This is a genomic window from Streptomyces sp. NPDC048172, from assembly GCF_043202595.1.
In the GTDB taxonomy this organism is placed as follows: Bacteria; Actinomycetota; Actinomycetes; order Streptomycetales; family Streptomycetaceae; genus Streptomyces.
Genome location: NZ_JBIDAT010000001.1, coordinates 25,302 through 45,016 on the forward strand (window position 1 = coordinate 25,302; position 19,715 = coordinate 45,016).

17 protein-coding genes and 1 pseudogene are annotated in these 19,715 nt (G+C 71.2%); 12 read left to right on the top strand and 6 right to left on the bottom strand.

The window, feature by feature from the left end:
• Window positions 1–56: 56 nt before the first annotated feature.
• Together ACGF3A_RS00115 and ACGF3A_RS00120 are read right to left on the bottom strand one after the other, a co-directional pair.
• Window positions 57–986: a hypothetical protein gene (locus ACGF3A_RS00115; RefSeq protein WP_393724159.1), complete on the bottom strand. Its 930-nt coding sequence runs from the start codon at window positions 984–986 to the stop codon at window positions 57–59.
• Window positions 987–1,506: 520 nt separating this feature from the next.
• Window positions 1,507–3,024, bottom strand: a complete 1,518-nt coding sequence (locus ACGF3A_RS00120) for an FAD-dependent oxidoreductase (protein WP_393724161.1) — start codon at window positions 3,022–3,024, stop codon at window positions 1,507–1,509.
• A gap of 121 nt (window positions 3,025–3,145) precedes the next feature.
• Here ACGF3A_RS00120 and ACGF3A_RS00125 point away from each other — a divergent pair, with 121 nt between their 5' ends.
• Complete coding sequence (locus tag ACGF3A_RS00125) at window positions 3,146–3,742, top strand: TetR family transcriptional regulator (protein ID WP_393724163.1); 597 nt, start codon at window positions 3,146–3,148, stop codon at window positions 3,740–3,742.
• 329 nt (window positions 3,743–4,071) lie between these two features.
• The gene (locus ACGF3A_RS00130; RefSeq protein WP_393724165.1) at window positions 4,072–5,838 is read left to right on the top strand and encodes a BCCT family transporter; all 1,767 of its coding nucleotides are present in this window, start codon (window positions 4,072–4,074) and stop codon (window positions 5,836–5,838) included.
• 122 nt (window positions 5,839–5,960) lie between these two features.
• Here ACGF3A_RS00130 and ACGF3A_RS00135 read toward each other — a convergent pair whose 3' ends face one another.
• Window positions 5,961–6,902: a DUF389 domain-containing protein gene (locus ACGF3A_RS00135; protein WP_393724167.1), complete on the bottom strand. Its 942-nt coding sequence runs from the start codon at window positions 6,900–6,902 to the stop codon at window positions 5,961–5,963.
• Between the two features lie 58 nt (window positions 6,903–6,960).
• A complete protein-coding gene (locus tag ACGF3A_RS00140; RefSeq protein ID WP_393724168.1) occupies window positions 6,961–7,992 on the bottom strand; it encodes an EamA family transporter in 1,032 nt (343 codons plus the stop codon).
• An 81-nt stretch (window positions 7,993–8,073) separates the two neighbouring features.
• Here ACGF3A_RS00140 and ACGF3A_RS00145 point away from each other — a divergent pair, with 81 nt between their 5' ends.
• Window positions 8,074–8,529, top strand: coding sequence for an Lrp/AsnC family transcriptional regulator (locus ACGF3A_RS00145; protein WP_393724170.1), 456 nt, complete (start codon window positions 8,074–8,076; stop codon window positions 8,527–8,529).
• A 13-nt stretch (window positions 8,530–8,542) separates the two neighbouring features.
• On the opposite strand, the gene ACGF3A_RS00150 is transcribed toward ACGF3A_RS00145, so the two are convergent.
• Window positions 8,543–9,187 (bottom strand): hypothetical protein, encoded by a 645-nt coding sequence (locus ACGF3A_RS00150; RefSeq protein ID WP_393724172.1) that lies wholly within the window; start codon window positions 9,185–9,187, stop codon window positions 8,543–8,545.
• Window positions 9,188–9,359: 172 nt separating this feature from the next.
• On the opposite strand from ACGF3A_RS00150, the gene hemL reads away from it, so the two are divergent.
• The 8 genes and pseudogenes from hemL to ACGF3A_RS00190 form a co-directional block, all read left to right on the top strand.
• Window positions 9,360–10,697 (top strand): glutamate-1-semialdehyde 2,1-aminomutase, encoded by a 1,338-nt coding sequence (gene hemL, locus ACGF3A_RS00155; RefSeq protein WP_393724174.1) that lies wholly within the window; start codon window positions 9,360–9,362, stop codon window positions 10,695–10,697.
• Window positions 10,698–10,741: 44 nt separating this feature from the next.
• Window positions 10,742–11,446 carry a histidine phosphatase family protein gene (locus tag ACGF3A_RS00160; protein WP_393724176.1) on the top strand — a complete coding sequence of 235 codons (705 nt, stop codon included), beginning with the start codon at window positions 10,742–10,744 and terminating at the stop codon, window positions 11,444–11,446.
• Between the two features lie 202 nt (window positions 11,447–11,648).
• The gene (locus ACGF3A_RS00165) at window positions 11,649–12,251 is read left to right on the top strand and encodes a TlpA family protein disulfide reductase (protein WP_393724178.1); all 603 of its coding nucleotides are present in this window, start codon (window positions 11,649–11,651) and stop codon (window positions 12,249–12,251) included.
• A gap of 7 nt (window positions 12,252–12,258) precedes the next feature.
• The gene (locus ACGF3A_RS00170; RefSeq protein ID WP_393724180.1) at window positions 12,259–13,029 is read left to right on the top strand and encodes a cytochrome c biogenesis CcdA family protein; all 771 of its coding nucleotides are present in this window, start codon (window positions 12,259–12,261) and stop codon (window positions 13,027–13,029) included.
• Window positions 13,030–13,032: 3 nt separating this feature from the next.
• Window positions 13,033–14,730 (top strand): cytochrome c biogenesis protein ResB, encoded by a 1,698-nt coding sequence (locus ACGF3A_RS00175; protein ID WP_393724181.1) that lies wholly within the window; start codon window positions 13,033–13,035, stop codon window positions 14,728–14,730.
• Window positions 14,727–15,854, top strand: coding sequence for a c-type cytochrome biogenesis protein CcsB (gene ccsB / locus ACGF3A_RS00180; protein ID WP_393724183.1), 1,128 nt, complete (start codon window positions 14,727–14,729; stop codon window positions 15,852–15,854). The genes ACGF3A_RS00175 and ccsB overlap by 4 nt, the downstream gene beginning before the upstream one ends.
• A gap of 37 nt (window positions 15,855–15,891) precedes the next feature.
• The gene (locus ACGF3A_RS00185; protein WP_393724185.1) at window positions 15,892–16,398 is read left to right on the top strand and encodes an SRPBCC domain-containing protein; all 507 of its coding nucleotides are present in this window, start codon (window positions 15,892–15,894) and stop codon (window positions 16,396–16,398) included.
• A gap of 187 nt (window positions 16,399–16,585) precedes the next feature.
• A pseudogene (locus tag ACGF3A_RS00190) lies at window positions 16,586–17,455 on the top strand (MFS transporter); the annotation flags it as partial.
• Window positions 17,456–17,586: 131 nt separating this feature from the next.
• On the opposite strand, the gene ACGF3A_RS00195 reads toward ACGF3A_RS00190, so the two are convergent.
• Window positions 17,587–18,651, bottom strand: coding sequence for a helix-turn-helix transcriptional regulator (locus ACGF3A_RS00195; protein ID WP_393724187.1), 1,065 nt, complete (start codon window positions 18,649–18,651; stop codon window positions 17,587–17,589).
• 90 nt (window positions 18,652–18,741) lie between these two features.
• Between ACGF3A_RS00195 and ACGF3A_RS00200 the strand changes: the two genes are divergently transcribed.
• Window positions 18,742–19,656, top strand: coding sequence for a hypothetical protein (locus ACGF3A_RS00200; RefSeq protein WP_393724189.1), 915 nt, complete (start codon window positions 18,742–18,744; stop codon window positions 19,654–19,656).
• Window positions 19,657–19,715 lie beyond the last annotated feature (59 nt).

Here is a 19,715-nt window from a genome sequence, read left to right on the forward strand (position 1 = left end):
CACGCGTGTGTCAGGTCACCCCGGGCCGGGTCCGGCGCGGAGCCGGACCACCGGGCTCACTCCTCCTCGAACCGTCCGACGAGCTGTTCCGACAGCTCCTGAGCCTTGTCCTGGAGCTCTCGGCTGCCCGGGATCCGGTGCTTGTCGGTGACCCACTGGTCGTACTCGACCGTGGCGATCACGTTGGCCGTCCGGAAGACCAGGGTGATGTCCCGGTGCACGCCGGAGTCCTCAGTGTCCAGTTTGTCGTTGATGTAGGCGGCGTCGCCGATGCCGTCCAGCGTACGAGGGGAGAGCTGCTCTTCCGTTCCGTCCTGGGTGGCGTCCGTCTCATCCGCGCTCGCCCCGTCGCCCTCGGCGTCGCCCTTCTTCTTGCCCTTCGCGGACTCCTTCGCGCCGTCCTTCTCCTTCTCGCCCTTGCTCTTCTCCCCGCTCCCGTCAGGGGATTCGGAGGATTCGGGGGAGTCGGCGCCCTCGGAGTCCCCGGTCTCGCCGGAGGTGTCGTCGCTCTCCTCCGGGGAGGGGGTGGTCAGCGGGATGTCCGCCTTGGTGGCCTTTCTCTCATAGAGCAGTCCGGCCTGCTCGTCGTCGCTGACCGCGGGATCGTAGGAGACGACGCGCTCGAAGTCGATCGTGAGATGCCGGGTCCCGAGCGTCGTGGCGCTCTTCCAACGGCAGCCCACCCGGCGGTCCGTGTCATACGTCACGCTGGCCTCGCCCTCGTACGGCGAGGGGCTGGGGTCGTCGCCCCCCGAGCCGTCGTCACTCGCCTCCTCCTCGGCCGCGGCGCCGGGGAGGAGGTCCTTGAGCATGGCGACGCTGACGGTCCCGCACGCCTCGGGCAGGGTGCGGTGCTTGCCCGGGGGCGCGGTGGACGTGGTCGCGGTGGGATCGCCGGGTTTGGTGTCCGCCTCGTCGTCCGGGTCGGAGGAGCCGGTGCAGGCGGCGAGGGCGCCCGTCAGCAGGAGGGCCAGCGCGGCACTCACGCCGCTTGTGGCATACCTCGCAAGCGCGGCACTCGTCCTTGCCCTCCACGGCACGGCTGCCTCCTGGTCCTGTCGAACGTGTTCAGCCGCCAGTTGGGGCGGTGGACATCAATGTCTATCGCACAGGCCGCACGCCCGTCCGGTCGCCCGGTGGCTATGGTGGCCAAAGTCAGTCTTTTCCGTTTTGCTCTTTCCTCGCCCCGCTGGCCAGCGGGCTTACGGCGCATCAGCGCCCCCCGCGGTCACCGCCGCCCTCCCCATGCCGCCCCCCATGGCACCCCCACGGAGTCAACGCGCCGGCCCTCTCCGGCGTGCCGGTGCCGGTCCGGAGGGGCCGGGAGGATCGGACGGGCCGGGAGGGGCGGGTGCGCGTCTTCGCCGTGAAGAGCCGGGGGCGCCGCCTCAGTTGCCCCGCGCCACGTACATGATCACTGCGACCCCCGTGAGGCAGAGCAGCGCCCCCGTCATGTCCCGGCGGGCCGGCCGGAAGCTGGCCCGCGGGTCGGGCTGGGTCCCTGTCTCACGCCGGGGACTCGGCTCCCGTCCACGTGGTGAGCGCCTCTCGCAGCTCGGAGTCGGCGGGCTGTCCGTCGGCCGCCCACGCTATGTATCCGTCGGGGCGGATCAGCAGGGTGTGCTTGCCCCCTCGCGCGTACTCCGCGTGGACGAAGCGGAGGTCTTCCTGCCGGGCCGCGGCGGAGCCCCGGGGCGTCACCAGGACGAACCGGCCCTCGCGCAGCGCCTCGTGGAGCCGCCCGGAGGTCAGCGCCAGGTCGGGGGCGCGCTTTCCGGCCAGGCGGTGGGAGCCCGCGGGGGCCGCGTAAGAGAACGAGAGGCCCGAGATGGTGCGCATCGCGCGGCGGCCCAGGGGCCGGACCCGGTTGATCGCCTCGGCGGCGACCGTGCGAAGCGCCACACTGCCGGGGAAGGTCATGATCGCTACCCGGATGATCGCGCCGCTGACCCGCAGCACCTGCTTGCCCACCGGGTGCCGCTCGGCCTCATAGGTGTCCAGCAGGGACTCGGGGGCCCGGCCGCGGAGGACCATCGAGAGCTTCCAGCTCAGGTTGGCCGCGTCCTGCAAGCCCGTGTTCATCCCCTGGCCGCCCGCGGGGGAGTGGACGTGCGCCGCGTCGCCCGCGAGGAAGGCGCGGCCCACGCGATAGGACGGAGCCTGGCGCTCGTCGCTGTGGAAGCGGGACATCCAGCGGGGGTCGTGCATCCCGAAGTCCGTGCCGAGCGCCCGCCGGGTGAAGTCCTGGACCTCCTCCAGCTCGACCGGCTCGCTGTCGGGGAGCTGGCGGTCGTACGACCACCCCATCACTCGGTACCAGCCGTCGCCGAACGGGGCGGCGAGGGCGAAGGCCCGGTCCGTCGCGGCGACGGTGAAGGGCGAGGACGGCGGATCGGACATCCGCACGTCCGCGAGGACGATGGAGCGGATGACCGACTTGCCGGGGAACGGCAGGCCGAGGGCCTCCCTGATGGTGCTGTGCACCCCGTCGGTGCCGACGAGATAGCGGGCACGCAGCGTGCTCCCGGCGGCTGTGCCCTCTCCCTCGCCCTCGTCCAGCTCGACCTCGATCCCGTCCGCGTCCTGGCGCAGCGCGGTCACCTTCGCGCCGTGCCGGAAGGTGACGCCCGCCTTGTGGGCCCGGTCCTCCAGCAGCCGCTCCACCTGGAACTGGGGGGTCACCAGAATGTACGGAAAGCGGGTGGGGAGCCGGGTGGGGTCCAGGGTCGCGTGGCCGAAGAGCTGGAGGCGGTCCACGGGGTGGCCCACGGTGATCAGCTCGTCGGCCACGCCGCGTGCGTCGAGCTGCTCCAGCGTGCGGGCGTGCACGACGAGGGCGCGGGTGAGATTGCTCGTCGTCCCGGAGCGGCGCTCGACGAGGGTGACGGAATGACCGGAGGCCGCGAGATCTCCCGCGAGCAGCAGGCCGGTCGGGCCCGCTCCGACCACGACCACGTCCGTGTCCACGGCGCGGGTGGAGCCGGTGGGACCGGTGGAGCTGGTGGATCCGGTGGTGCGTGACATTGCTGCCTCCCTGGGAAGGACCGGGTCAACCGGCGGGTCAACGCCTGTTGGTCAACGCTTGTTGGCAACATTAGAACTCGGCCGCTGGCGCGTCAACACCTGTTGGCCTACAGTTGTTGACATGACCGAAACCCCAGCCCGCCGCTCCGACGTGACGCGGGCCGCGATCCTCCGCGCGGCCCGCGACTGCTTCGCGGCCGACGGGTACGAGCGCGCCACGATCCGCCTCATCGCCCGCGAGGCGGGCATCGACCCGGCGATGGTGATGCGCTACTACGGGAACAAGGCGGGGCTCTTCGCCGCCGCCTCCGAGTTCGACCTGCGCATGCCCGATGTCTCGTACGTGCCGCGGGAGCACGTCGGCGGCGCCCTCGTCGGCCACTTCGTCGACCGCTGGGAGGAGGACGAGGCGCTGACGGCGCTGCTGCGCGTCGCGGCGACGAACGCCGAGGGTGCCGAGCGGATACGTGACATCTTCCGCAAGCAGCTCGCCCCCGTCGCCGAGATGGTCAGCCCCGAGCCCGAGTGGGCGCAGACGCGCGCGGCCCTGGTCGCCTCGCAGATCCTCGGCCTCGCGCTCGGGCGCTATGTGCTGGGTCTTCCGCCGGTCGCCCGGCTCGGCCGGGAGGAGCTCGTCGCCTGGGTGGCGCCCACCGTCCAGCGCTATCTGACGGGGGAGCTGCCCGAGGGGCTGGAGGTCCCCGCGGCGGGGCGCTGAATGCCCCTGAATGACGCGCACCCGTGTGGCGTTGGCGCGTCGATGTCGCCTCTTAGCTGTGCTTCGCCGTGCTTCGCGGCAAGGTCGGCCCTAGGCTGGCCGCTGTTTTCATGTTGACGTACAGCGTGATCATGACAACTGACGGCACGTCATAGACGGTTGCCGGTACGGAAGTTGGGCGGAATGTAAGGGTTTGGGCAAAGCGTATGACCGGATTAGTTTCGGCGAACCCGGGTAGCGGCCCTCCGGATTCATGTCAGGAAGCTCAGCAGATCACAGCAGATCAAGAGGTGTCCGGATGCACGCCGGAGGAAGGGCGATAGGGCAAAGTGAAACATGAGACAGAGGAGGCGCACGCCTCCAGCGGGGGTCTGGCCCGTGGCCCGCAGACCGACCGAGTGGTATTCGGCGTCACGGCGGCATTGACCCTTGCCTTTGTGATCTGGGGTGCGTTCGGGACGGATTCCCTCGGGAACGTCTCGGCCGACATGCTGGACTGGACGATGCACAACGGCGGTTGGGCCTTCGTGCTCGCCGCCTCCGGCTTCGTGATCTTCTCCCTGTGGCTGGCCTTCAGCCGGTACGGCAAGATCACTCTCGGGAAGGAGGGTGAGGAGCCGGAGTTCAAGACCGTGTCCTGGGTCGCGATGATGTTCAGCGCGGGCATGGGTATCGGCCTGATGTTCTACGGAGTGAGCGAGCCGCTCGCCCACTTCAGCGCGCCGCCCCCGGGCACCGAGCCGCCGGACGACGCGGCGAAGATGTCGACGTCCATGGCGACGACGCTCTTCCACTGGACGCTGCACCCGTGGGCGATCTACGCGGTGGTCGGCCTGGCCATCGCGTACAGCTGCTTCCGGCGGGGGCGCCGCCAGACGATCAGCGCGGTCTTCACGCCGCTCATCGGCCAGAAGAACGCGAACGGTCCGGTCGGCAAGGTCATCGACATCCTGGCGATCTTCGCGACCCTGTTCGGTTCGGCTGCCTCGCTCGGTCTGGGCGCGCTCCAGATCGGCAGCGGCATGAAGGAGGCCAACTGGCTGGACGACGTCAGCACCGGGCTGCTCGTCGCCATCATCGTCGTGCTCACGGCGTGCTTCATCCTCTCGGCCGTCTCCGGCGTCGAGAAGGGCATCCAGTGGCTCTCCAACACCAACATGGTGCTGGCGGGAATGCTCGCCCTGTTCGTCTTCATCGCGGGGCCGACCATCCTGATGCTGGACATGGTGCCGACGTCGATCGGCGCCTTCTTCGGCGACCTGCCGGAGCTCATGGGGCGTACGGACGCCAGCAGCGGCAAGGGCGTGGCCGACTGGCTCGCGGGCAACACGGTCTTCTACTGGGCGTGGTGGATCTCCTGGACGCCCTTCGTGGGCATGTTCATCGCCCGCATCAGCCGGGGCCGGACCATCCGCCAGTTCGTCGGCGGCGTCATCCTGGTGCCGAGCGTCGTGTCCCTGATCTGGTTCGCGATCTTCGGCGGTACGTCGATGAAGCTCCAGGCCGACGGGAAGAAGCTGGCGGACCTCGGGCAGGAGGCGCAGTTCTTCTCGCTGCTGCGCGAGTACCCGATCGCGGGGGTGACCGGCCTGCTGGTCATGATCCTCGTGGCGATCTTCTTCGTCTCGGGCGCCGACGCCGCGTCGATCGTCATGGGCACGCTCTCGCAGAAGGGCACGATGGAGCCGTCCCGGGTCGTCGTGATCGCCTGGGGCGCGCTGACCGGTGCGGTGGCCGCGGTCATGCTGATGATCGGCGGTGGTGGCGACAAGGCGCTGGAAGGCCTGAAGAATCTGACGATTCTGGTGGCCGTCCCGTTCGTCGTCGTCATGGTCGGACTCTGTGTGGCGCTCCTCCGTGACCTGCGCAGGGACCCGCTGATCATCCGCGGCGAGGTCGGCGAGGAGGTCGTCAGCAGCGCGGTCATCGCCGGTAACGAGCTGTACGACGGTGACTTCGAGATCCGTATCGGCCCCGCTTCACCCGACTCGCCGGACACGGGCGCGGCGGACGCCGTTCCCGAAGGCGCCGAAGGTGACGGGGGAGACGAGGGTGTCGCGGCGAAGAAGGTGGGTGCCGATCCCGGCAAGGAGTGACGGGACGGTGACCGCTCCCCACTGATTCCCCCCATGGGAGCACCACGGGCGCCCCGCCGCGGCGATGACAAGCCGCGGCGGGGCGCCCTCGCGTGCGCCCGCGAGCGGTGCCGGAGGGGGCGTCACGCACCCGCGGGCGTACGGCCGCGCACGCGGGCCCAGAAGAGCTTCTGGCCGAGCAGCGTGAGCGTTCCCGCGAGCAGGATGCCGCCGAGGTTGACCAGGAGCTGGGCGAACGAGCCCCAGGTCTCGGTCAGGTTGCCGTAGCTGAGCGCCAGCGCGGCGTTCGCGGCGGCGGGCACCGTGGTCACCGAGATCGCGACGCCCACCAGCGCGCCCGACTTCGACGAGGTCAGCGAGAGGATCCCGGCGACGCCCGCGAGCAGCGCGACCACGAACGACATCGCGTCCGGCTTCCACACGAACTCGCTCACCGGGTGGGGCTTGAGGAAATCCTCTTCCGAGAAGAGCCCGAGCCCGTCCATCAGCACGCTGAAGGCCCCGGTCAGCAGCATCGCCACGGGGAAGCCCACCAGCAGCGCGCTCAGCGAGCGCAGCGCAAGCTGGGGCGCGCGCCGTACGAGCCCCGTGCACACCCCCGCGAGCGGGCCGAACTCGGGGCCGACGACCATCGCGCCGACGATCAGGATCGCGCTGTCCGTCAGCACGCCGCAGGCCGCGAGCATCGTGGCCACGGTGAGGAAGGCGAGATACGTGACCGTCAGCCGCGACTCCTCGTGCGTGGCCTCGGAGAGCGACTCCCAGAGCACCGCGTCGACGCCCTCGCCGGGAGCGTCCTCCTCGGCCCGGTCGGCGCGTTCGGAGAGGGACAGGTCGATGTCCTCGACCGAGATGGAGCCGTGCTCGGCGAGGCCGGAGGAGCGCAGGGCGCGCAGCAGGTCGTCGCCCGCCTCCCGGGCGACGTCGCACATGATGACGTCGCCCGCGGGCTCGCGTGCCGCGCCCGGCAGCACGACGAGGTGGGTGGTGCCGACCGTCCCCTCCAGAAGCTCGATCACGCTGTCGGTCCGGTCCGCCGGGGCGATCAGTCGCAGGTGCAGCATGGCGGGCAGCGTAGACGAGGCGCCGGGCGGAGGCCGCGCCTCCGCCCGGCACCGGGGCTCACCGGCCCCCGGAAGGGCTCTCGGCCCGCTCCTCCGTCCGTTGCTCCGCCCGTTCCTCCGCACGCTCGTCGGTACGGACGCTGTCCCCGTCCCCCTTCCCGGAACGGCGGCCGAGGCGGCGGGTCAGGGCCTTGCCGCCGACGATGAGGACGACCGCGCTGACGATGACCGCGCCGCCGAGCAGGACGTTCACGCTGAGCGCCTCCCCGTCGATCAGCGCGCCCAGCGCGACGGCGACCACCGGGTTGACGTAGGCGTAGGTGGCCACGGCGTCGTTGGGGAGCGTGGCGTTGGCGTAGACGTACGCGGTGAAGGCGAGCATGGATCCGGCGACGACCAGCCACAGGAATCCCACCAGCGAGCGGCCCGAGACCGCGCCGAGGTCCAGCCGCGCGAACTCGCCCGTCAGCGCGCCCAGGACGATCAGCACCACGCCGCCCACCAGCATCTCCAGCGCCGTCACGACCAGCGGATGCTTCGGCAGCGTCACCCGGCGGGCCTGCACCGAGCCCGTCGCCCAGCACAGCGAGGCGAACACCACGAGCGCGGCGGCGCCGACGTGCACCTCGGAGCCCGGGCCGCCCATCAGCACCGCCACGCCCGTGGTGCCGAGGAGGAGCGCCAGCACCATCGTGAGCGTGATCCGCGTCCGCGTGACCGCCGCGTTGACCAGCACCATCCAGACCGGGACGGTCGCCACGATCAGCGCGGCGAGACCCGAGTCGAGGTGCACCTCGCCGACGCTCAGCAGCCCGTTGCCGCACACCAGCATCAGGACGGCGACGACGGTGACGGAGCCCAGCTGGCGGCGGGTCGGGCGCTGTTCGCCGCGCGCGTGCCGGGGGCCGACGACCGCGAACATCACCGCGCCCGCGAGCAGATAGCGGAAGCCCGCCATGAGCAGCGGGGGGATCGTGTCGACGGCGGCCCGGATGCCCAGGTACGTCGAGCCCCAGAAGATCCAGACGGTGACCAGCGCGAGCCAGGGGAGCAGGGGACGTGCTGTCTTTAAAATAGGCTCAGGCGGCATAGAACCTCATTTGTCGAAAGTCATTCCTCCGAATACTTTCGAGATAGTAGGCTCGCCAGCGATGGGGTACAAGTTCTCACCATGACCAGACACGTGGATGACGTCGACCGCGAGATCCTGCGCGAGATGGCGGGGGACGGCAGGCAGACCGTGCGGGCGCTGGCCCGGACCGTCGGGCTGTCCGAGCCGTCCGTACGGGAGCGGCTCCAGCGCCTGGAGCGCGACGGGGTGATCACCGGCTACCACGCGGCGCTCGACCCGGGAAGCGTGGAGGCGGACACGGCCGCGTACATCGCGCTGCGCTTCGAGCACAGCGCGGAGGCGAAGAGGAGGATGGCCGAGCGGCTGCGGGAGGAACCCTCGGTGCTGGAGCTGCACGAGGTGGCGGGGGAGGACTGCTACTGGATCAAGGTGCGCGCGTCCGGGACGGAGGACCTCGCCGACACGCTGGACCGGATCCGCTCGATCCCCGCGGTGACGGGCACGAAGACGACGATCGTGCTCCGCACGGTCTTCGAGCGCCCGTTGAATCCCTGAGGGCTGACGGGGCCTACGGCCACACCAGGCAGTACGCCTGGTGGCCGGCCTCGTGGAGGCGGTCGGAGAAGTCCTGCCAGCGGTGCAGGAGCTGATAGACGTTGAACGCGTCCTGGGGGCCCGCGCGGTCCGGGACGGTGGACCAGATGAAGGCCGCGGCGCCCACCGACTCCTCGCCGATGCCGCGCAGCGGGTCGACGACCGTCATGGGGAGCTTCACGACCGCGTAGTCCGGGTGGAGCACGACGAGTTCGAGCGGAGGCACACGGTTCAGGGGTATGCCCTCGATGCCGGTCAGCACCATCGCCGCCATCGTCTCGGGCTTGATCTTGGTGAACATGCCGTGCCCGAGCTCGTCGCCCCCCAGCTCCTCCGGGCGCATGGAGATCGGCACACGGGCGGCCGTGGCACCGTCCGGTGCCCCGAAGTACTTGTAGGTCACCCCCACGCGGCCACCCCTGCTGCCTCCGCCGTCCGTCCTGTCCGCCGCCGCCTCGCGTCCGCGGGCCTCGCCGCGCGCCTCACCGCGGGGGCGCGGGTCCTGTGCGCGGGCGTCACCGCGGGTGTCACGCGCGCGCCGGTGGCGTCCTTGCGCGCGCTCGGGGCCCGTCTCAAAAGGGCCGCCGGTCCCCTCTCCCAGTCCGCCACCGCGATGCATGTCACCACCCGACCGCTCGTTCGTAGAACCCGTGAGAAACGGAGCTCACAGGAAACCCGGAATGCACAGAAAGCACAGCCCCCGCCGCGCAACCCGATCATCGTGTCAGAGACCTCCCCGCCTCACGGACTGTGAAACGCCCCCAGACCCCCGCGCGCGAAGCTCTGACACCATGGCTGATGTGACTTACTCGTACGAAGCCCCAGTATCGCAGTCCCTCTTCGACCGCGCCGCCGCCGTGACGCCGGGAGGCGTGAACTCTCCGGTGCGGGCCTTCGGCGCGGTGGGCGGCACGCCCCGCTTCATGGTGTCCGGCTCCGGCCCGTATCTGACGGACGCGGACGGCAGGGAGTACGTGGACCTGGTCTGCTCCTGGGGGCCGATGATCCTCGGGCACGCGCACCCGGAGGTCACGGAGGCCGTGCGGCGGGCCGTGGACCGGGGCACCTCCTTCGGCACGCCGGGCGAGGACGAGGTCGCGCTCGCCGAGGAGATCGTCGCCCGTATCGAGCCCGTCGAGCGGGTGCGGCTGGTCTCCTCGGGCACCGAGGCGACGATGTCCGCGATCCGGCTGGCGCGCGGGTTCACCGGCCGGTCCAAGGTCATCAAGTTCGCGGGCTGCTACCACGGGCACGTCGACGCGCTGCTCGCCTCGGCCGGGTCCGGCGTCGCCACGTTCGGCCTGCCGGACACCCCGGGGGTGACGGGCGCGAGCGCGGCCGACACGATCGTGCTGCCGTACAACGATCTGGACGCCGTGCGCGAGGCGTTCGCCGTGCACCCGCGCGAGATCGCCTGTGTGATCACCGAGGCGTCGCCGGGCAACATGGGCATCGTCCCGCCCGTGCCGGGCTTCAACCAGGGGCTGAAGGACCTGTGCGCCGCCGACGGCGCGCTCTACGTCTCGGACGAGGTCATGACCGGCTTCCGCGTGAGCAAGCACGGCTGGTACGGGATCGACGGCGTCGTCCCCGACCTGATGACGTTCGGCAAGGTCATGGGCGGCGGTTTCCCGGCCGCGGCCTTCGGCGGGCGCAAGGACGTCATGGAGCACCTCGCCCCGGCCGGCCCGGTCTACCAGGCGGGCACCCTCTCCGGGAACCCGGTCGCGACGGCGGCGGGAGTCGCCCAGCTCCGCCTGCTCGCCGCGGACGGCTACGCGGCGTACGAGAAGGTGGACGCCGCCTCCCGGCAGGTGCGGCAGCTCGCGACGGACGCGCTCGCCAAGGAGGGCGTGGCGCACACGCTCCAGACGGCGGGCAGCATGTTCTCCGTCTTCTTCGGGGACTTCGGCGAGCGGGGCGTGCGGAACTACGCGGACGCCAGGCGCCAGGAGTCGTTCCGCTTCACGGCCTTCTTCCACGCGATGCTCGCCCAGGGCGTCTATCTGCCGCCCTCCGGGTTCGAGTCCTGGTTCGTCTCCGCCGCGCACGACGAGCGCGCCGTGGAGCGGATCGCCGAGGCGCTGCCGGTGGCGGCCAGGGCAGCGGCCGAGGCGGTCGCCGCGTGAGCAGTACGAGCGACAGCACGGCCGGGATAGCGAGAATAGGGACCATGAGAGACGAGGAAGCGGGCGCGGAGCCGCAGGACAAGACCGTCACCGTCGTCCACGTCATGCGGCACGGCGAGGTGGAGAACCCGGAGGGCGTCCTCTACGGGCGGCTGCCGGGGTACCACCTCTCGGCGCTCGGCAGGGAGATGGCCGACCGGGTCGCCGAACACCTGGCCGAGCGTGATATCACCCACGTCGGCGCGTCCCCGCTGGAGCGGGCGCAGGAGACGGCGACGCCGATCGCGAAGGCGCACGGGCTGGACATCGCCACCGACGAGCGGCTGATCGAGGCGGGCAACGTCTTCCAGGGCAAGACGTTCGGCGTCGGCGACGGCGCGCTGCGCAGGCCGGAGAACTGGCGCCATCTGCGCAATCCGTTCCGCCCGTCCTGGGGTGAGCCCTACCTCGACCAGGTCGTGCGGATGCGTGGCGCGCTGGAGCGCGCGAAGGACGCGGCGAAGGGGCACGAGGCGGTGCTGGTCAGCCACCAGCTCCCCGTCTGGATCCTGCGCAGCTTCGTCGAGGGGCGGCGGCTGTGGCACGACCCGCGGAACCGGCAGTGCACGCTCGCCTCGCTCACGAGCTTCACGTTCCTCGGCGACCGGCTGCTGGCCGTGGGGTACACCGAGCCCGCGCGGGACCTCGTCCCCGAGCACCTGCGCGCGGGGGCGCGTCCCGTGAAAGGGGCGAAAGGTTTCGGTGCCTGACGCCTGTCCGGCGGAATCGACGGGTGCCTGACCTTGCCCACTCTCCGCGGGCTGCGGAGGGGCTGCCCCTTGCCGTCCCTTCGCAGGCCGCGGGTGTCCTGCGGCTGGGCGCGCAGTTCCCCGCGCCCCTGCGGGGCGCGGCCCCGGTGCTGGGACAGGGGGGCGCGGAAGATCCCTGCGGGGCCCATGCGAAACTTTTCACATGAGCCAGACCCGCCGTGCATCCCGCCGCCTCGCCCTGCTGGCAGCCGGAGCCGCCACCGGTGCGCTTCTCCTGACCGCGTGCGGCAAGGGCGAGACCGGATCGGCCGGGGGCGACACGAAGTTCGTGCAGGGTACGGGCCAGATCACCAAGGTGGCCAGCGGAAAGCGCCAGACTCCTCCCGACCTGTCCGGAAAGTCCGTCGAGGGCAAGGAGCTCAAGCTCTCCGACTACAAGGGCAAGATCGTCGTGCTGAACGTCTGGGGCTCCTGGTGCAGCCCCTGCCGCGCCGAGGCGCCGAACCTCGCGAAGGTCGCCAAGGACACCGAGGGCAAGGGCGTCCAGTTCCTCGGGATCAACACCCGGGACCTGGACAAGGCCAACGCCAAGGCGTTCGAGCGGAACTACGGGGTGACCTACCCGAGCTTCTACGACCCGAGCGGGAAGCTGATCCTCAAGTTCCCCAAGAACACCCTCTCCCCGCAGGCGATCCCCTCCACCCTCATCCTGGACAAGGACGGGAAGATCGCCGTACGGGCGCTGAAGGAGCTGAGCGAGAAGGAGCTGCGCTCCGCGCTCGACCCCCTGATCGAGGCGGAGTGACCCTCCCATGAACGCCCTCGCCGCCACCGGAATGAATGAGACCGTTCTCAACGGCGCTCTGCTCCTGGCCCTCCCCGTCGCCCTGCTCGGCGGCCTCGTCTCCTTCTTCTCGCCCTGCGTCCTCCCGCTGGTCCCCGGCTACCTCTCGTACGTCACGGGCGTCAGCGGTACGGACCTGGCGGAGGCGCGGCGGGGGCGGATGTTCCTCGGGGCCGGGCTCTTCGTGCTCGGTTTCACGGCGGTGTTCGTCTCGACGGGCGCGCTCTTCGGCGGCTTCGGGGCGACGCTCCAGGAGCACAAGACCGGCCTGTCGCAGGTGATGGGCGCGCTGACGATCGTCCTGGGGCTCGCGTTCATGGGGGCGCTCGGGCCGCTGTCGCGCTTCACCTCGCGCGAGTTCCGTATCCACAAGCGGCCCGCCATAGGGCTCGCGGGCGCGCCGATGCTCGGGGTGCTCTTCGGGATCGGCTGGACGCCCTGCATCGGCCCGACGCTCGCCGCCGTGCTCACGCTCTCCTCGAACCAGGCGAGCGCGGAGCGCGGCGCGCTGCTGACGGTGGCGTACTGCCTGGGCCTGGGCGTCCCGTTCGTCCTCGCCGCTGTCGCCTTCCGCCGCGCGCTCGGCGCGTTCGGCTGGGTCAAGCGGCACTACGCGTGGGTGATGCGGATCGGCGGCGGGATGCTCGTCGTGGTCGGCATCCTGCTCATCACAGGCATCTGGGACCGGATCGTCTACGACATCCAGGTCTGGTCGTCCGACTTCACGGTGGGGATCTGATCCATGAGCACGACCGGCACGGAATCCCCCAAGGCCGAGGAGGCCGCGGAGCGGGAGGCCACCTCACAGCTGTCGACCGCGCCCTCCGAGGAGCGGCTGAACGTCCCCTCGCTGGGCCTGATCGGCTGGCTGCGCTGGTTCTGGCGGCAGCTCACCTCGATGCGGGTCGCGCTGATCCTGCTCTTCCTGCTCTCGCTCGGCGCGATCCCCGGCTCCGTCATCCCGCAGACCTCGGTCGACGCCACGAAGGTGGACCGGTTCTGGGAGGAGCACGAGACCCTCGCGCCGCTCTACGACAAGCTCCAGCTCTTCGACGTCTACACGTCGGTCTGGTTCTCGGCGATCTACATCCTGCTCTTCGTCTCGCTCGCGGGCTGCATCGTGCCGCGCTCCTGGCAGTTCGTCGGCCAGCTCAGGGCCCGCCCGCCGCGCGCCCCGCGCAGGCTCGACCGGATGCCCGTCTACACGACGTGGCACACGGACGCCGAGCCGGAGAAGGTGCTGGAGGCGGCGCGCGGGGTGCTGGGCCGCAAGCGGTTCCGTACGCACCGTGAGGGCGACGCCGTCGCCTCGGAGAAGGGCTACCTCCGCGAGTTCGGGAACCTGGCCTTCCACATCGCGCTGATCGTGCTGCTGCTGGCCTTCGCCGCCGGGCAGCTGTGGAAGTCGGAGGGCAACAAGCTCATCGTCCAGGGCGACGGTTTCTCCAACACCCTCACCCAGTACGACGACTTCCGCTCCGGCTCGCTCTTCACCGCCGACAAGCTCGACTCCTTCGGCTTCCGGCTGCGCGACTTCCACGCGAAGTACGAGCAGAGCGGGCCCCAGAAGGGCACCGCGCGCGACTACCGTGCCGACATCGCGTACTGGCAGGGCGCGGACGGCAAGGAGACGAAGACCACGATCAAGGTCAACGAGCCGCTGAGCGTCGGCAACTCCAAGGTCTACCTGCTGGCCAACGGCTTCGCGCCCGTCGTCACCGTCAAGGACGGCAAGGGCGACGTGGCCTACCGGGGCCCCGTCCCCTTCCTCCAGCAGGACAACAACCAGACCTCCAGCGGCGTGGTCAAGGTCACCGACTACCGCGACGCGAAGGGCCGCAAGGACCAGCTGGGCTTCCAGGGCTTCTTCGTGCCGGACTTCCAGCCCGGGTCCGGGACGATGTTCTCGCAGTCCCCCGAGCTGAAGAACCCCGCGCTCATGCTCACCGCCTACCACGGCAACCTGGGCGTGGACGGCGGGCCCGCGCAGAACGTGTACCAGCTCGACACCTCGAACATGAAGAAGTTCAAGGACAAGGACGGCGGCCCGTTCGCGAAGAAGCTCGTCCCCGGCAAGACGATGACGCTCCCGAACGGCGCGGGCAGCCTGAAGTTCGAGGGCATCAAGGAATGGGCCAACTTCCAGGTCTCCCACCAGGTGGGGAACGGCTGGGCCCTGGGCGGCGCGCTCGCCGCCATCGTGGGGCTCGCCGGGTCGCTCTTCATCCAGCGCCGCAGGGTGTGGGTGCGGTCCTACGAAGGCAAGGACGGCCGTACGGTCGTCGAGATGGCGGGACTCGGCCGCAGCGAGTCCACACGGCTCCCCGAGGAGCTGGGCGATCTCGCCCTCGCACTGCGGGACGACGCCGCGCCCGTCGCCACGGAGCCTGAGCCACAGGCGGACGACGCGCCGGACACACCACGAGGAGAACGCCAGTGAATCTCGCTGCCGCCGGAACCAATGAGCAGCTAGCCGAGATCAGCAACGTGCTGATCTACTCGGCGATGGCCGTCTACGTCCTGGCCTTCTGCGCGCACTGCGCGGAGTGGGTCTTCGGCAGTCGCAGCAAGGTGGCCCGCACGGCCGCCGCGCTGACCCGGGAGAAGGGCGGCGAGGACGCCGTACCCGCGCAGGCCGCGCCCGCGGTCAAGGTCAAGACGAAGGCCGAGGGCGGCGGCACGGCCGTGCTGGAGCGCCCCGCGCCCGCGAAGCCGAAGGTCGTCACGCGCTCCTCGGCCGGCGCCCGCGGCGAGCTGCCGGACGGGCCCGGAGCGGCGGGCGACGACGAGCAGGGCGACGTCTACGGGCGGATCGCGGTCTCGCTCACGATCCTCGCGTTCCTGATCCACGCGGGCAGCGTGCTGACCCGCTCGCTCTCCGTGCAGCGCGCCCCCTGGGGCAACATGTACGAGTTCTCGACGGCCTTCTCGCTGGTCGCCGTCGGCGCGTACCTGGGCTTCCTGATCGCCAAGAAGAACATCCGCTGGATCGGCCTGCCGCTGGTCACCACCGTCCTGCTGGACCTCGGCCTCGCGGTCACCGTCTTCTACACCGACAGCGACCAACTCGTCCCCGCGCTGCACTCGTACTGGCTGTGGATCCACGTCTCACTGGCGATCATCTGCGGCGCACTGCTCTACATCGGCATGGTCAGCGCCGTGCTCTACCTCTTCCGGGACTCCTACGAGACCAAGCTGGTCAAGGGCGAGACGCCGGGCCGGGTCCGTACGTCGATCATGGAGCGGCTGCCCTCGGCGGCCTCGCTCGACAAGTTCTCGTACCGGATCAACGCGACGGTCTTCCCCTTCTGGACCTTCACCATCGTCGCGGGCGCGATCTGGGCGGGCGACGCCTGGGGCCGTTACTGGGGCTGGGACCCCAAGGAGGTCTGGTCCTTCATCACCTGGGTCGCCTACGCCTGCTACCTGCACGCGCGCGCCACGGCGGGCTGGAAGGGCCGGAAGGCCGCCTACCTGGTGCTCCTCGCCTTCGCCTGTTACCTGTTCAACTACTACGGTGTGAACATCTTCTTCAACGGCAAGCACTCGTACGCGGGCGTCTGAGGGGGCAGGTCCGGGCGTACGGGGTGAGGGTGGAGACATGAGCACCGACAGCCCGGTCCCCTACGGCACCGTCCGCACCAGCGGCGAGGCGCACACGATCCATTTCGAGCTGCGCCTCGCGCATCCCCTGGAGAGCGCCTGGGCCGCCGTCGCCACCCCCGGAGGGCTCCGGGGCTGGCTGGCGGCGGCCGACCCGTTCGAGCCGGGCCCCGGCGGCGCCGTGACGCTGCGCTGGCTGAACGGCGGCGTGACGGCACCCGGGCGCATCACCGCCTGGCACAAGCGCCGCCTCGCCGAGTACACAGTGGACGTCCACGGGGTCTTCGGCTTCGCACTGGAGTCCGTCGACCACGGCGCGGGCACCCGGCTGAGCCTCAGCAACGACTTCACCGGGGACGGCGAGGCCACCCTCGACCAGCTCGCCGGGTGGCACCAGCACCTGGAGCTCCTCTGCGAGGAGCTGGAGGGACACCCCACCGACTGGACGGCGTGGACCTCCGACCGCTTCGCCGCGCTGCGGAGCGCGTACGCCGGGCGGCCCTGACCTCGCCGGGCTTCTCCGGCTTCTCCGGGCTTCTCCGGCTTCGCTGACAGAAGGTGTCAGTGGACCTCCGGACCCTGGGGCGATGACCTCCAGGCACCACCCCCGCAGGGCCGAGAGACTGCTCGTGCCCGCCGCCTTCGCCACCTCCCTCGGCAACAACGTCCAGCTCATCGTCGGCGCGCTGCTCATGATCAGGGAGCAGCGGACGATGATGGCCGTCGGCCTGCTCTTCGTCGCCGTCGCCGGTCCGCAGGCGTTGCTGTCGCCCCTCTTCGGGCGGCTCGCCGACCGTGTCGACCGGCGTGCCCTGTGGATCGGCTGCGATGTCACCAGCGCGGCGCTGGCCCTCGGACTGCCGCTGTGGCTGGTCTGCGGCGGTGCCCCGGGGCCCGCGATCTACGGCGTCAATCTGGCGCTGGCCGTCGTCAGCGCCCTGTTCGTACCGGCGAGCGCCGCGCTGATCAAGGAGCGGGTCCCGGCGGACCGGCTGCGGCGGTTCAACGCCCGTTACGAGACGGGGACCCAGGCGGGGATGCTGCTGTCGGCGGTGCTCGGCGGGCTGTCCGTCCAGGCGTTCGGGGCGGTCCCGCTGCTGGTGTTCAACGCCGGGACCTTCGTGGTCTCGGCGCTCTGCGTCGCCGCGACCGGACGCCGTCCGTCCGCCGCGCCCGCCCCTCTGGCCGGGAGGGAGGAGGCGCCCGTATCGGCGGTGCCGCACGGGCCGCGACGGATGGGCGCCCTCGTCCTGCTGTACGCCCAGGGGAGCGTGGTCGTCACGGTCTTCAACGCGCTGCTGCCCACCGCCGTCATCGGCGAACTCCACCTGGGCGCGGCGACGTTCGGTGCCGTGGACGCCCTCGGGTGCCTCGGTTTCCTGGCGGCCACCGGCGCCTACCGGATCGTCTGCGGACGCTGTCCCGACCTGCGCATCGCCGTCGGGGGCTTTCTGCTGTGCGGGGTTGGGCTGGTGCTGCAGAGCCAGTTCGGGATCGCCGGGTTCCTTCTCGGGGTGCCGCTGAGCGCGTTCGTCTTCGGGCAGGCCCGGATCGCCTCCCGCAACCTGCTGATGGCCTCGGCCGACGCGTCCTCGGTGGGCCGGGCCTTCGGGCTGGCGAACGGTGGCGGGCTCGCGGCGACGGTCGGGGTGATGCTCCTGGTGGCGGCGGTCACCGACCGTACCGACACCCGCTACGGCTTCGGCCTCCTCGCCGTCCTCGCACTCGCGGCGGCGCCGGCCGCGGGGGCGCTGCTGCGCGCGTCCCCGGGCCGGTACCGGGCGAGGACGGCTGCCGCCGCGTCCGCGACCGCGCGGCGCAGCTCCACGGGCGCGAGCACCTCGACGTCGGCGCCCAGCGACAGCAGCGCGGGCACGGCCAGGTCCACCGACTCCAGCGGCACGGTCGCCGTGACCCAGCCGTCGGCGTCCGGCGGCCCCGCCGAGGACCCGACGGCGCGGACCAGCGCGGCGTCCAGATGCTCCGGCAGCGCGGACAGCAGCGCCGGAGCGATCCGGACGGTCGCCTCGAACCGCAGCCTGCGCGCGTCGTAGCCGGTGAGGTACTCCCGCCAGTGGGCGGCCAGATCGAAGCCGGCGGGGCGCTCGAAGCCGTCCTCCCCGACGTCCAGCCGGAGGACCGAGGACACCCGGTAGGTCCGCACCGTGCTCTCCCGGCCCTCCCCGCCCTCCGCCGCCGCGACGAGGTACCAGACACCGGCCTTGAGGACCAGGCCGTAGGGGTCGAGCGCGCGCTCGACCTCCTGGGGCTCGGCCCAGCGGCGGTAGCGCACCCGGATCCGCCGCTGGTTCCACACGGCTCCGGCGAGCGCGGTGATGGCGGGCGGGGTGTCCTGCTCCCGGTACCAGCCGGGGGCGTCGAGGTGGAACCGCTCGCGGATCAGCCCCGCGCTCTCCTTCAGCGGGACCGGCAGCGCGGCCGTCAGCTTGAGCTGCGCCGCCGCGAGCACCTCGCCCAGCCCCAGGTCGGCCGCCGCGCCCGGCAGTCCGGCCAGGGACAGCGAAGCGGCCTCGTCGGCGTGGAGTCCGGTGAGCCGGGTGCGGTAGCCGTCGAGCAGCCGGTAGCCGCCGCCGTGCCCGGCGTCCCCGTAGACCGGGATGCCCGCGCCGCTCAGCGCGTCGACGTCCCGGTGGACGGTCCTGACCGAGACGCCGAGCTCCCCGGCGAGTTCACCGGCCGTCATCCTGCCCCGGTTCTGCAGCAGGAGGACGAGGGAGAGGAGGCGGGCCGCGCGCACGGGGCGATCATGCCAGTCCCGTGCGGACCAGGGGCTGGATGTCGAACATCCCCTTGGGTAAAGGTAGTTGCTTCGGTAATCTTCTGGCCCATGGACTTCGACCGGTACGCCCCACGGTTTCTGCTGTGGGTGGCGGACCGGTCCGAGGGCGTGCCCGCGTCGCCCGTGGACTGCGCGGAGTTCCGTGCCTGGCAGCAGATGGACCCCGCCACGCTGCGCTCCCTGGTCGACCACCTCTCCGAGCTGGGTTTCCTCAGCACGTACGAGGGCCTGGGCGCCGGTGAGGGCGGGCTGCGTGGACCCGGCGGACCCGGCGGACCCGGCGATCCGCTCGTACGGCTCCAACCGCCCGGCATCGAGCAGGCGCGCAGGCTGCGCAGGCGGCGCGAGGACGAGACCGAGCGCGCCCGGTACGCGCAGGACGCCGTCCTGGAGTGGCTCCGGGTGCACCGGGGCCAGCCCCCGTACCCGCTGAACGGGTTCTACGACTCGCCGCAGGTTTTCTTCCTCGGCACCGCGCTGACCCTGGACGAGGTCGAGGAGGCCGTCGGGTATCTCGCCGGGGTCGGCCTGGTCGAGCGGAGCGGCGAGGGCGCCGGGATCACGCTCACCGACGACGGGCGGGACTTCGTGTGGAGCGGGTCCCGGCTCGACGAGTACGTCCGCGAGTGGCGCGAGCGCGAGCACGCGCCCGCCCAGACGGTCGTCCAGGTCACCTACTCCGTCCAGATGGGCCCGGCCGAACTCGGCCTGCTGGTGCAGCGCCTCGCGCCCGACCTGGAGCTGGACGGCGACTCGCTCGCCGAACTGCTCCGGCTCAGCGGCGAGCTGAGCCACCAGGGCGGGCCGGGTCCCGGCGATCCGAACGGCACGCCCCTGCCCGTACGGCAGCCCGGCGTGCTGGGGAGGGTGCGCGAGCTGGTGTCGTCCGCTTCGGGCGGGGCGGTGAAGACCCTGCTGGAGGACGTGGTCGCGCAGGCGGTGGCCAGAGGGATGGGCCTCTAACTCCCGTACGGCACGCGCGACACGCGACACGCGGCACGCCGCACGCGGCGCGAGGCACG